The sequence below is a fragment of the Leifsonia lichenia genome, from assembly GCF_054780215.1.
In genome coordinates, this window is the sequence record NZ_BAAGWT010000009.1 from 72097 (window position 1) to 85151 (window position 13055).

The 13055-nt window shown below is 68.6% G+C and carries 12 protein-coding genes; 9 read left to right on the forward strand and 3 right to left on the reverse strand.

Annotation, left to right across the window (positions count from 1 at the left end):
• The first annotated feature begins 106 nt into the window (after window positions 1-106).
• From ACYVGI_RS15405 to ACYVGI_RS15420, 4 genes are all read left to right on the forward strand, one after another.
• Entirely contained in the window at window positions 107-1396 is a 1290-nt protein-coding gene (locus tag ACYVGI_RS15405) for an ABC transporter substrate-binding protein (RefSeq protein ID WP_460633476.1), read from the forward strand.
• A gap of 9 nt (window positions 1397-1405) precedes the next feature.
• Window positions 1406-2437, forward strand: coding sequence for a carbohydrate ABC transporter permease (locus tag ACYVGI_RS15410; RefSeq protein WP_460633477.1), 1032 nt, complete (start codon window positions 1406-1408; stop codon window positions 2435-2437).
• Window positions 2437-3333, forward strand: coding sequence for a carbohydrate ABC transporter permease (locus tag ACYVGI_RS15415; RefSeq protein WP_460633478.1), 897 nt, complete (start codon window positions 2437-2439; stop codon window positions 3331-3333). The genes ACYVGI_RS15410 and ACYVGI_RS15415 overlap by 1 nt, the downstream gene beginning before the upstream one ends.
• Before the next feature lie 102 nt (window positions 3334-3435).
• Entirely contained in the window at window positions 3436-5847 is a 2412-nt protein-coding gene (locus ACYVGI_RS15420; protein WP_460633807.1) for a beta-xylosidase/alpha-l-arabinosidase, read from the forward strand.
• A 58-nt stretch (window positions 5848-5905) separates the two neighbouring features.
• Here the strand turns inward: ACYVGI_RS15420 and ACYVGI_RS15425 are convergent, their stop codons facing one another.
• The 3 genes from ACYVGI_RS15425 to ACYVGI_RS15435 form a co-directional block, all read right to left on the reverse strand.
• Window positions 5906-6250, reverse strand: a complete 345-nt coding sequence (locus ACYVGI_RS15425; protein WP_460633479.1) for a ribbon-helix-helix domain-containing protein — start codon at window positions 6248-6250, stop codon at window positions 5906-5908.
• Window positions 6247-6522 (reverse strand): hypothetical protein, encoded by a 276-nt coding sequence (locus ACYVGI_RS15430; protein WP_460633480.1) that lies wholly within the window; start codon window positions 6520-6522, stop codon window positions 6247-6249. The genes ACYVGI_RS15425 and ACYVGI_RS15430 overlap by 4 nt, the downstream gene beginning before the upstream one ends.
• A gap of 88 nt (window positions 6523-6610) precedes the next feature.
• Window positions 6611-7585 carry an acetylxylan esterase gene (locus tag ACYVGI_RS15435; protein ID WP_460633481.1) on the reverse strand — a complete coding sequence of 325 codons (975 nt, stop codon included), beginning with the start codon at window positions 7583-7585 and terminating at the stop codon, window positions 6611-6613.
• A gap of 76 nt (window positions 7586-7661) precedes the next feature.
• Between ACYVGI_RS15435 and ACYVGI_RS15440 the strand changes: the two genes are divergently transcribed.
• The 5 genes from ACYVGI_RS15440 (at window position 7662) to ACYVGI_RS15460 (ending at window position 13048) form a co-directional block, all read left to right on the forward strand.
• Entirely contained in the window at window positions 7662-8669 is a 1008-nt protein-coding gene (locus ACYVGI_RS15440) for a LacI family DNA-binding transcriptional regulator (protein ID WP_460633482.1), read from the forward strand.
• Window positions 8670-8775: 106 nt separating this feature from the next.
• Complete coding sequence (locus ACYVGI_RS15445; RefSeq protein WP_460633483.1) at window positions 8776-10008, forward strand: Gfo/Idh/MocA family protein; 1233 nt, start codon at window positions 8776-8778, stop codon at window positions 10006-10008.
• A complete protein-coding gene (locus tag ACYVGI_RS15450) occupies window positions 10005-10697 on the forward strand; it encodes a ThuA domain-containing protein (RefSeq protein ID WP_460633484.1) in 693 nt (230 codons plus the stop codon). The genes ACYVGI_RS15445 and ACYVGI_RS15450 overlap by 4 nt, the downstream gene beginning before the upstream one ends.
• Window positions 10682-11779 carry a Gfo/Idh/MocA family protein gene (locus tag ACYVGI_RS15455; protein ID WP_460633485.1) on the forward strand — a complete coding sequence of 366 codons (1098 nt, stop codon included), beginning with the start codon at window positions 10682-10684 and terminating at the stop codon, window positions 11777-11779. The genes ACYVGI_RS15450 and ACYVGI_RS15455 overlap by 16 nt, the downstream gene beginning before the upstream one ends.
• Window positions 11780-11875: 96 nt before the next feature.
• Complete coding sequence (locus ACYVGI_RS15460; RefSeq protein ID WP_460633486.1) at window positions 11876-13048, forward strand: ROK family protein; 1173 nt, start codon at window positions 11876-11878, stop codon at window positions 13046-13048.
• Window positions 13049-13055: the final 7 nt, after the last annotated feature.

Consider the following 13055-nt stretch of genomic DNA (forward strand, 5'->3'; position numbering starts at 1 on the left):
TATCGAAAACGTTATCGACAACGTTTGACAAACGATGCGAATGGATGCGATGCTCTCGGCGGGCGGACGAATGTGCGTCAATGAGGACAACCAAGGAGTTTCCACAATGAAGAGGAAAATTCGAGCGGCGGGCTTGCTCGCACTCGTCGCGAGCACAGCCCTTCTCGCAACGGGGTGTAGCGGCGACGGCGGCAACTCTGCTGACGGCAAGGTCACGATGACCTTCTGGCACAACTCCACCACCGGACCGGGCAAGGCCTACTGGCAGCAGACGGTCGCGGACTTCGAGAAGGCCAACCCGAACGTCACGATCAAGATCCAGTCCATCCAGAACGAAGACATGGACGGCAAGCTGCAGACCGCGCTGAACTCCGGCGACGGTCCCGACATCTTCATGGCACGCGGCGGCGGAAAGCTCGCGGACGTGGTCGCCGCCGGTCAGGCGATGGACATCTCGGACAAGATCGACTCGGCCACCAAGTCCGCGGTCAGCGAGGGCGTCCTGAACTCGTTCGCCGTCGACGGCAAGATCTACGGAATGCCGACGGCCGTGCTTCCGGGCGGCATCTACTACAGCAAGGACCTCTACAAGGCGGCGGGCGTCACAGCGACGCCGACCACCATCCCGGAACTCGAGGCGACGGTCGAGGCCGTCAAGAAGACCGGCGTGCAGCCGATCGCGCTCGGCGGCAAGGATGCATGGCCCGCAGCGCACTGGTACTACTTCTTCGCCCTGCGCGAGTGCTCGCAGGACACCATGAACAAGGCAGCCAAGTCGCGCAGCTTCGATGACAAGTGCTGGCTCAAGGCCGGTGAGGACCTCCAGTCCTTCGCAGCCACCAAGCCGTTCAACGACGGCTTCCTGACCACGACCGCGCAGCAGGGTGCAGGCAGCTCCGCCGGTCTCGTCGCGAACCACAAGGCATCCATGGAACTGATGGGCGCGTGGGACCCGGGAGTGATCGCATCGCTCACCCCCGACCAGAAGCCGCTCGCCGACCTGAGCTGGTTCCCGTTCCCCGCGGTCGACGGCGGCAAGGGCAAGGCCGACGCGATGATGGGTGGAGTCGACGGCTTCACCTGCGCTGCCAAGGCTCCGAAGGAGTGCCCGGAGTTCCTCAACTTCTTCATGCAGAAGAAGTACCAGGAGGGCTACGCGACCGCGTTCCAGACCCTCCCGGCGAGCAAGGATGCTCAGGAGGTCGTCACCGACCCGGCGCTGAAGTCGATCCTCGAGGCGTACAACAAGGCACCGTACGTGTCCGTCTGGCTCGACACCCTCTACGGACAGAGCGTCGGAAACGCCCTGAACGCCGGAGTCGTCGACATGCTCGCAGGCAAGGGAAGCCCGGAGGCGATCGTCAAGGCCGTCAACGACGCCGGAGCCAAGGGATAGTTCTCGATCATGAGTGAGACACTCGGCGCTCAGTCGGCCATCGACGAGCAATCAGCTCCGAGCGCTCGCACCAACGGGGGTGACGCCGTCGTGGCGTCACCCCCTGTGCGGTCGCGATCCAAGCGACGCCGCAGCGGTGGCGGCTGGCGTCAGCGATCCGAGATCGCCCTGCTGGCCGGTCCCGCGATCATCGTGTTCCTGGCGTTCGTCATCTTCCCGGTGGTGCTCGCCGCGTACTACGGCTTCTTCAAGTGGAAGGGCTACGGCGCCCCGACCGACTTCGTGGGGCTCAACAACTACCTGATCATCTTCCAGGACAAGGCGTTCCAGGACGCCCTTGCGCACAACGGGATCATCCTCGTGCTCTCCCTGGTGATGCAGGGGCCGGTCGCGATCATCCTCGCCCTGCTCCTGAACCAGAAGATCCGCGGTCGCACGATCATCCGCGTGCTGATCTTCGTGCCATACGTGATCTCAGAGGTCATCGTCGGAACCGGGTTCAGCCTGATGCTGCAGAGCGCAGGCGCTGTCAACGACCTCCTGCAGAGCATCGGTCTGGGTGCGTTCAAGCAGGACTGGCTCTCCGACCCGAGCATCGCCATCTGGTCGCTGATGTTCATCATCTCGTGGAAGTACATCGGCTTCGCCGTGATCCTGTTCCTCGCCGGGATGCAGAGCATCCCCGAGGAACTGTTCGAGGCAGCATCCATCGACGGTGCGAGCTACTGGCAGATCCAGCGGCGCATCACCCTGCCGCTGCTCGGCCCGACCATCCGCATCTGGGCGTTCCTGTCGATCATCGGCTCTCTGCAGTTGTTCGACCTGGTTTACATCATCTGGGGCCAGTACGTGGCCGCGACAGCGGGGACGTCGACCATGGCGACGTACATGGTCGCCAACGGCCGCGGCTCGGGCAACTACGGCTTCGGCAACGCCGTCGCCGTCGTCATGTTCCTGATCTCGCTCGTGATCGCCCTGATCTACCAGCGTTTCGTGCTTCGTCGCGACATGGCTGGCGCTGTAACGGAGGGTAAGAAGTAATGTCAGCAACGACAGCAGGAACCGTGCAGCCGCCGGCGCGCGAGCAGCGCGGCCGCAGGCAGAAGCTCTCCCGCAACGGCGAGAAGTGGGGCAGCCCGCTCACCTACTTCATCGCCCTCGTCTTCATCGCCGTGTGCCTGGCGCCGATCCTCTACACGATCGTCGGCGGCTTCCGCACGAACTCGCAGATCACCACATCCCCCGCTGGGCTGCCGAACCCGTGGGTGATGGTCAACTACGCGGACGTCCTGACCAGCTCGACGTTCTGGATCGAGATCGGGAACTCGGCGATCGTCGGCATCCTCACCACGGCCGGCGTCGTCGCGCTGGGTCTGATGGTCAGCTACGTTCTGGCACGCTACGAGTTTCGCGGTCGCGGAGCGATCTACTCCCTGTTCGCGGCCGGGCTCATGTTCCCGCTCACCGTCGCGATCACGCCGCTCTACATCCTCGTCAAGGACCTCGGGCTGACCAACAGCCTCGCCGGTGTGATCCTGCCGCAGATCGCGTTCTCCCTGCCGACCACGGTGATCATCCTCGTCCCGTTCATCCGGGCGATCCCGGTCGAGCTCGAAGAGGCGGCATCCCTCGACGGCACCAGCCGCCTCGGCTTCTTCTTCCGGATGGTGATGCCGCTGTCGATCCCCGGCGTGGTGACCACGGGCATTCTGGCGTTCATCGCGAGCTGGAACAGCTATCTGCTCCCGCTCTTCATCCTGAACGACCCGTCGACGTTCACCCTGCCGCTCGGTGTGCAGGCGTTCGCGTCGCAGTACTCGGTCGACACGGCGAAGGTCCTCGCCTTCACCTCGCTGTCGATGATCCCCGCTCTGATCTTCTTCACGATCTTCCAGAAGCGCATCGTCGGCGGCCTGACCGGCGCGGTCAAGGGCTGACCGCGGCGTCCGACCGATTTCTCTCTCCCCGCATTCAGCTCTCTTTTGTGATTGGTTCCTGTGAAGAAAAGCACTGAGTCCGCGACCGTTCCTCCCGCGGCCATGCCAGACGTCTCGGAGCGCGTCCGCGCGCTGCACGCCCGGATGACCCTCGAAGAGAAGCTCGCGCAGATCGTCGGATACTGGCTCGACCAGAACGGCCTCGTCGCCCCGATGCAGGGCGAGATGGCCGCGGGTCAAGAGGCGAAGGGCAGCCTCGCCGACGTGACGCGTCACGGCATCGGGCACTACACGAGGGTCTACGGCACCCGGCCGGTCGACCCCGCGGAGCGTGCGGCGTGGCTGTGGCAGGAGCAGCGTAGGCTGAAGCGGGAGACCAGGCTGGGCATCCCCGCGCTGGTGCACGAGGAGTGCCTGACCGGGCTCGCCACCTGGAAGGCAGCGACCTTCCCGACTCCGCTGGCCTGGGGTGCGTCGTTCGACCCCGACCTGGTGGAGCAGGTGGCTCGCTCGATCGGCGACGCGATGAAGCAGCTCGGCATCCACCAGGGGCTCGCTCCCGTGCTGGACGTCGTGCGCGATCCCCGCTGGGGCCGCGTGGACGAGTGCATCGGCGAGGACCCGTACCTCGTCGGCACCGTGGGAACCGCGTACGTGCGCGGCCTGCAGGATGCGGGGGTGCACGCCACGCTCAAGCACTTCCTCGGGTACTCGGCGTCCCGTGCCGGCCGCAACCACGCGCCCGTGCACGCCGGGCCGCGCGAGCTCGCGGACGTCTTCCTCCCCCCGTTCGAGATGGCGATCCTCGACGGGGGCGCGCGCTCGGTGATGAACTCGTACACCGAGATCGACGGCGTCCCCGTGGCCGCCGACCCGAACCTGCTCACCGGGACGCTGCGGGAGAAGCTGGGGTTCGACGGCGTCGTCGTCGCCGACTACTTCGCCGTCGCCTTCCTGGAGGTCATGCACGCCGTCGCCGCCGATCGCGGGGAGGCGGCAGCGCTCGCGCTGGAGGCCGGGATCGACATCGAACTGCCGACCGGGGATGCTTACCTGCAGCCGCTGGCCGACCGCATCCGCTCCGGTGCGTTCGACGAGGCATACGTCGACCGCGCGGTGCTCCGCGCGCTCGCCCAGAAGGAAGAGCTCGGCCTGCTCGACGCCGACGCGTTCGAGGACGAGCCACCCTCGGTGGTCGACCTCGACTCGCCGCGGCACCGTGAGCTGGCCAGACGCCTCGCCGAGGAATCGGTCGTGCTGCTCAGGAACGACGGTGTCCTCCCGCTCGGCGCACGCTCCTCCGCGCTCTCGACTGTGGCCGTGATCGGCCCGAACGCCGACAGGGCGGAGGCGCTGCAGGGCTGCTACTCGTTCGCCAACCACGTGCTCGCCGCTCACCCCGGTCTCCCGCTCGGGTTCGAGATCCCGACCGTGCTGGAATCGCTGCCGGGTGCGTTCGCGGACGCAGGGCTCCCCGTCCCCGAATTCGTGCACGCCGAGGGCTGCGCTGTGGAGGGCGACGACGAGTCCGGTTTCGCGGCGGCTGTGGATGCGGCGACAAGCGCCGACCTCGCCGTGGTCGTGGTCGGCGACCAGGCCGGCCTGTTCGGCCGCGGAACGGTCGGAGAGGGCAACGACTCCGAGTCGCTCGAACTGCCCGGCGCCCAGCGCCGCCTGGTCGAGGCCGTCATCGCGACGGGCACTCCTGTCGTCATGGTCCTGCTCACCGGCCGTCCGTACGCGATCGACTGGGCGCTCCACAGCGAGGCGGCTCCGGGAGCCGTGCTCCAGGCCTTCTTCCCCGGCGAAGGCGGTGGTCCCGCCATCGCCGACATCCTGACCGGACGCGTGAACCCGTCCGGCCGACTCCCCGTTTCGATGCCGCGCTCGGCCGGAGCGCAGCCGTACTCGTACCTGCATCCGATCCTCGGCGGGCCGTCCGACGTGACGGCGACCGACTCCACTCCGGTCCTCCCGTTCGGCTTCGGCCTGTCGTACAGCTCGTTCGCGTACTCCGACCTGGCGGTCGACCTGACCGCATCCACGGACGGGTCGTTCGCAGCGACCGTGACGGTGACCAACACCGGCCCCGCACGCGGCGCAGACACGGTGCAGCTCTACGGCCGTGACATCGCGGCGACCGTCACCCGCCCGGTGGCGCAACTGCTCGGCTACGCCAGGGTGACGCTCGACGCCGGCGAAGCCGTGCGCGTGACCTTCGACGTGCCGGCCACCCGGTTCGCGTTCAGCGACAGAGGGATGGTCAGGGTGGTCGAGCCTGGAGACGTCGAGGTGTGGGCGGCGACGCACGCGGCCGCATCCACGGGTCTCCGCGGCGACGAGGTGACAGGTGGCGCCATCGTCAACGAGAAGCAGGCCGACGTGCGGGACATCCCAGGTGCGGCGACGCCGAGAGCGACGCTGACCCTGACCGGCGCCGTGCACGCGGTGACGGCCTCGGATCGACGGACCGTGCGGGTGCTGCTCTCGGAGCGCGTGCCGGAGACGGTCTAGGCCGCTAGAGGGAGCAGGCGGATCGGGGCTTCCGTTGGCCCCGACTGCAGCGTGCCGTTCAGGATGCCTTCAGATACTGCGCCAGTGCGTCTCGGATGATTTCGCTGCGGTTGCGGTGCTCGGTTTCTACTCGCGCAGTGAGTAGCTCGTCGAGTTCCTGTCCGAGCCGCACCTGGCGGGCGGGGGAGTGGCCCGCCGTCATGCTGCCATCGACGCGGGGCCTGCCCATCGCCCGCTCGACGGCTTCGGGAGAACCCAGCAGTTCTTCCATCAGGGTCCGGCCACCATGGGTCGCCGCGGCGTCTACGACGGTGGCGTCGGCGGGGATTCCGTCGACGCCCTCCGCCCAGTCGGCGGCGCGTGCGTAGCGCGCTTCCTGCTCTTCGGTCAGTTTCCGGTTCATTTGCCGATCCTCCTCTTCGCCTCGTTCAGAATCTTCGGTCGTACCAACATCACGTGAAAGACGGTCGCTTGTGTTCGCGACGTGCGTTCCAGCAGGACCTCGAGCATCCGCCCGTCGCGGCCGGGGCCGATATACAGGTCCGGAGAGATCCCACCAGTGCGACCGTCATCAAACTGAGGCACGACGTACAGCGCGTTCACGATCGCGTGCACCGCATCCTCGTGCGCCACGTGATGCCTGTCGGCGCTTGCTGCCCAGCTGATCGGTGCCATTTATATAGTGTAGTACAAATGACCTACTAGTGTGATACAAAAGACTGAGTCCTCGGAACGAGACGCGCGGAGGCCAGCGCCCGACGGACTACACCGCGAGGCGCGTCGCCAGCCAGCGCGCCTGCTTCTGCCACTGCACGGCTGACCCGCCCTCGTGGTCGTTGAACGGGTACACCTCCAGGGTCGTGTCCTCTGCCGCGAGGTGGTTGTATGCGGCCACCGTGGTCGAGGGCGGCACGACGCTGTCCATGAGCGCCACCGAGAACAGGGACGGGGCGTGGATGCGGCGGGCGAAGTTCACGCCGTCGAAGTACGAGAGGGTGCGGAACACCGCATCCACCTCGTCGCGGTGCACGGACAGATAGGTGGCGAGTTCCAGGTATGGGCCGCCGAACGCCACCTCGGCGCCACGGCGGAAGGCGCAGAGGAACGCCACGTCAGGGAGCAGGGCGCGAACGCCATCGGCAAGGGCAGCGGCCGCGATGGCGATGCCGCCGCCCTGGCTTCCGCCCGTCACGGCGATGCGGCCGGCGTCGACGAACGGGAAGGTGCGCGTCGCATCCACCGCCCGCACCGCGTCGGTGAAGACGCGGCGGTAGTAGTAGGAGTGCGGGTCGTGGATGCCGCGGGTCATGTAGCCGGGGGTCGCGGGGCCGGAGCCGTGCGGGTCGGGGGTGTCGCCTCCCGTTCCCCAGTTGCTGCCCTGACCGCGCGTGTCCACGAAGACGTGCACGTAGCCGGCGAGCGCCCAGAGCACGTTCTCGCCTGGCAGCCCCCGTCCGCCGCCGTAGCCCTGGAATTGCACCACAGCGGGCAGTGGGCCTTCCGCGTCCCGTGGCCGGGAGACCCACGCGCGCACCGGCTCGCCGTTGAACCCGGGGAAGGTCAGGTCTTCCACGATGAGCTGCGTGACCGGGGTGTCTGCCGGGGTCAGCGTCGTCTCGCCTCCGGCTGCTCGCGCCTCGGCGATGGTCTCTGTCCAGAACGCGTCGAAGTCGTCCGGCTCGTCCACGTCGGGGCGGAATGCGAGCAGTTCGGCGGGGGAGAGGTCGGTGAAAGCCATCTCTGAGCTGGTCCTCCTGGGAAGTTTTCGCCGGATCGGGCGAAAGGGATGGGCCACATTGTGGCACAGTGTGTGCATGTCCGATCGAAACCGGCCGACGCTGGAGGCAATAGCGCGGCAGGCGTCCGTGTCTCTGTCGACCGCGTCCAAGGTGCTGAACGGTCGGCCCGGGGTGTCCTCATCCACGCGCCAGCGAGTCGAGGAGCTGCTGCGCGACTCCGGGTACGCCAGGCGCGGGCTCGACCCGGAGCGCGGCGGACTGGTCGAGCTGGTCGTCGAGGACCTGCTGAGCGAGTGGTCGGTCGAGATCATCCGCGGCGTCGAACGGATCACGCGCGAGGCCGGATTCGTGCTGGCCCTCTCCGCGCTCGGCGACCACCACACGCCGAGGGACGAGTGGATGACCGGGGTGCTGCAGCGCAAACCGGTCGCGGTGATCCTGCAGTTCTCCGACCTGACCGTGGCGCACCGCAGGCAACTGCGCACCAGGAACATCCCGTTCGTGGTCGTGGACCCCGCGGGCGATCCGCCAGCGGACGTCCCGGCCGTCGGTGCCACCAACTGGGCGGGCGGCGTCGCGGCGACCAGGCACCTGATCGGCCTCGGCCACACCAGGATCGGCGTCATCTCCGGGCCGGCCGACCTCATGTGCTCGCGGGCGAGGGTGGCCGGATACCAGTCGGCTCTGGCCGAGGCGGGCATCCCGTTCGTGGAGGAGCTGGCGGGGTCCGGCTCGTTCGGGCAGCGGGACGGCGAGAGGGAGGGGCGGCGGCTGCTCGGCCTCCGCGACCGGCCGACCGCGATCTTCGCGGGCAACGATCAGCAGGCGCTCGGCGTCTACGACGCAGCGGCGGCTCTGGGGCTGGAGGTGCCACGGGATGTCTCTGTCGTCGGCTTCGACGATGTGCGGCCTGCGCTGTGGGCGCGTCCGCCGCTGACGACCGTGCGCCAGCCGCTGCAGGAGATGGCGGAGGAGGCGACGCGGATGGCGCTGCGCCTGCGCTCCGGCGAGGTCGACAACGCGCGGCTCGAACTGGCCACGTCTCTCGTGGTGCGGCAGTCGACGGCGGCTCCCGCATCCTGAATCGACGTCGCATTCACGAAAGTTTTCCAATGGCGGCTCGAAACTTGTGGCTCTCGTTGGGCGGGCAATAGCGTCGAACGGCGGAACGACGCGAAGGAGCGAGACGATGACGGATGCGGCTACAGAGCTGCGCGTGGCGATGATCGGCTACGGGTTCATGGGCGCCGCCCACTCCCAGGGCTGGCGCGTCGCCCCGCGGTTCTTCCCCCTCGATGCTCAGCCGGTGATGCACACCATCGTCGGCCGAGACAGCGCCAGGGTCGAAGCCGCGAGGGAACGCTTCGGCTGGCAGCACGCCGAGACCGACTGGCGCCGCGTCGTCGACGACCCGACCATCGACATCGTCGACATCTGCTCGCCGGGCGCATCGCACGCCGAGATCGCGATCGCGGCGCTGGAGGCAGGCAAGCACGTCCTCTGCGAGAAGCCGCTCGCCAACACGGTCGAGGAGGCGGAGGCCATGGTCGCTGCGGCCGAGCGCGCCGCCGCCCGCGGAGTGCGGTCGATGGTCGGCTTCAGCTATCGTCGCGTTCCGGCCATCGGGTTCGCCAAGCGGCTCGTGGAGGAGGGCAGGCTGGGCACCATCCGCCAGGTGCGTGCACTCTACCTGCAGGACTGGCTGACCGACGAGAACGGCCCGATGACCTGGCGGCTCGACAAGGAGGCCGCAGGCTCCGGCTCGCTCGGCGACATCGGCGCGCACGCGATCGACCTGGTCGAGCACATCACCGGTTCCCGCCTCGACAGCGTCTCCGGCACCCTTGCGACCTTCGTGGAGGAGCGTCCGCTGCTCGGCGAGACGGTCGGTCTGTCCGGCACGGCATCGACGGAGCGCGGCAGGGTGACCGTGGACGACGCGGCGTGGTTCACGGCGCGACTCGGCGGTGGAGGCGCGGCAGCAGGAGCCGTCGGCGCGTTCGAGGCCACCCGCTACGCCACCGGCCGCAAGAACGCGCTGCGCATCGAACTGAGCGGTTCGCGGGGCGCCATCGCCTTCGACCTGGAGGCGATGAACGAGATCCAGTTCTACGACGCGACCGCGCCGGCCGGGGAGCAGGGTTTCACGCGCATCATCGTGACGGAGCCGGAGCATCCGTACATGGCCAACTGGTGGCCGACAGGGCACGCGATCGGCTATGAGCACGCCTTCAGCCACCAGATCAAGGACTTCGTCGACGACATCACTTCCGGCCGCGACCCGCAGCCGTCGTTCGCCGACGGGCTGCACGTGCAGCGCGTGCTCGCCGCCGTCGAACGCAGTGCGGCCGGCGGCAGTGCATGGACGGCGACGGACGCACCGGTCGCCGCCTCCGAAGAACGGACAGGACAGGAAGCATGACCAGGAACGCACTCGTCGTCCGCGGCGGCTGGGACGGGCACATGCCCGTTGAGACCACCGACCTCTTCATCCCGTATCTCGAAGCGAACGGCTTCGACGTGCGCATCGAGGAAGCCCCCGCCGTCTACACCGACGAGGCATACATGGACACAGTCGACCTGGTGCTCCAGATCAACACCATGAACACGATCACGAAAGAGGAGTTCGCCGGCCTGCAGCGGGCGGTCCTCAGCGGGACGGGCATGGCGGGCTGGCACGGCGGCATCGCAGACGCCTACCGCGACAACGCCGACTACCTGCACATGATCGGCGGCCAGTTCGCGCATCACGCAGGCAAAGACCCGGCCGAGCGCACCGGCGAGCAGTCGGACAACTACATCCCGTACACGGTGCACATCACCGACCACGGTCGCGGCCACCCCATCACCGAGGGCATCGACGACTTCGACCTGGTGAGCGAGCAGTACTGGGTGCTGAGCGACGAATACAACGACGTCCTCGCCACCACGACCCAGTCGGTGCGCCCGTGGGATGCGTGGAACCGCCCGGTCACAGCGCCCGCCATCTGGACGCGCCAGTGGGGCAACGGCCGCATCTTCGTCTCCGCACCCGGCCACCGGCTCGAGATCGTGGAGAGCCAGCCGGTCCGCACCATCATCGAGAGGGGGCTGCTGTGGGCAGCACGTTGAACATCGGCGTCGTCGGGGTCGGCAACATCAGCCGCCAGTACTTCGAGCGGTTCCCGCAGTTGCCCAACCTCTCGCTGACGGCTGTCGCCGACCTCGACCTGGGTCGCGCATCCGCTGTCGCCGCCGAGCAGGGCGTCGAGGCGCTGACGGTGGATGCGCTCATCGCCGACCCGCGGATCGACGCCGTCCTCAATCTCACCATCCCCGCCGCGCACACCGAGATCGCGCTCGCGGCACTGGATGCGGGCAAGCACGTCTACGGGGAGAAGCCGCTCGCCCTCGCCACGGCCGACGCCGTACCCGTGCTGGAGCGCGCGGCCGACAAGGGGCTGCGCGTCGGGAGTGCGCCGGACACGGTGCTCGGCACGGGCATCCAGACCGCTCGCGCGCTGCTCGACGACGGGCGGATCGGCCGACCGGTGGGTGCCGCGGTGTCGTGGACGGCGCCTGGACACGAGCTGTGGCATCCTGCGCCCGCCTTCTACTACCAGCCGGGCGGCGGGCCGCTGTTCGACATGGGGCCGTACTATCTGACGAGCCTCGTGACGTTCTTCGGTCCGGTCGTGCGGGTGTCCGGCGCCGTCGGACGCTCTGAGCGAGCGCGCACCGTGGCGACCGGACCGCTGGCGGGAACCGTCATCCCCGTCGACGTCGACACGCACGTCACCGCGATCCTGGAGCACGCTGACGGCGTCATCTCCACGGTGACGATGTCGTTCGAGGTGTGGGAGTCCAGGATCCCGCTGTTCGAGGTCTACGGCACGGGCGGCACCATCGCGGTGCCCGACCCGAACGCGTTCTCGCAGACCGCATCCATCGCAACCGCCGACGACCGCACCTGGCGCGAGGTTCCGGATGCGGCCGGGTACATCGACGCCGGACGCGGAGTCGGCCTCGCCGACCTCGCCCGCGCTGTGGAGACCGGACGGCCGCACCGGGCGTCCGGAGAGCTGGCGTTCCACGTGCTGGAGATCATGGAGTCGATCATCTCTGCGGGACACCGTCACGAGGTCGTCACCCTGCGCTCGACGGTTGAGCGGCCGGAGCCCGTGCCGCTCGGCGCGCGGCCGGAAGCCTGGTGAACAGAAGCCTGGTGAACGGAAGCCTGGTGAGGGGGCGCTGTCGGACGACCTGATGCGCCGCCCCGCGCGACGCGAAACGGTACAGTACACAGGACCATGAACACGACCGGCACGAACCTCGACACCGTGCGCCGGAACAACCTCGCCACGGTGCTCGGGCTCGTGCACCGCGGCGGCCCGGCCGCACGGTCGTCGCTCACGCACGCAACGGGGCTGAACCGGTCGACGGTCGGCGCGCTCGTGGCCGAGCTCGTCGAGCTGGGGCTCGTCACCGAGCGCGACCCGGAGACCAGCAACAGGGTCGGGCGTCCCTCGCCCGTCGTCGTCGCGGACGGCCGCGTGGTCGCGATCTCGGTGAACCCGGAGATCGACGCGGTCACGGTGGGTGTCGTCGGCCTCGACGGAGCTGTGCACCGCCGCGTGCGATTCCCCCTCGACCACGTTCCAGGAGCGCAGGAGGCGGCGGCAGTCGCCGCAGCGGTCATCGACGGACTCCGCCCCGACCTCGCCGCAGCACGCAGAGTGGTCGGCATCGGCGTTGCCGTGCCGGGGCTGGTGCGCGAGAGCGACGGCGTCGTGCGGCTCGCACCCCACCTCGAATGGCGCGATGAACCGTTCGCCTCCGAACTCGCCGACGCGACAGGGCTGACCGTCAGCGCGGCGAACGACGCCAACCTCGGCGCGAACGCCGAACGGCTCTTCGGCGCCGGGCGGGGAGCGAGCGACCTGGTCTACCTCAACGGCGGCGCATCCGGCATCGGAGCCGGTGTCGTCGTCGGCGGCGTCTCCCTCACCGGGGTCTCCGGCTACGCGGGGGAGCTCGGTCACACACTCGTCAACTCCAACGGCGTGCGCTGTCACTGCGGCGCGATCGGCTGCCTGGAGACCGAGGTGAGCCAACGGGCGCTCCTCGCGGCCCTCGGGCTGGAGGCGGCCGATAGTGAGGAACTGGATCGCGCGCTCGCCGCGGCCGTCGCAGCAGGGGATGCGGAGGTGCGCGCCGAGATCGAGCGGCAGCTCGGCTTCCTCGCCATCGCGCTGCGCAACGCGACCAACGTGTTCAACCCGGAGCTGGTGGTGCTCGGCGGGTTCCTCGGCTCGCTGTACGCCGTCGCGCCCGACCGTCTGGCGGCTCTCGTCGCCGAGCAGGCGATGGCGGCGTCAGGGGAGCACCTGCGGATCGCACGCGCGGAGCTCGGGGCGAACATCCTGATGATCGGCGCGGCCGAGCTCGCCTTCGCGCCGCTCCTCGCCGCTCCGGCGGACTGAGCGCATC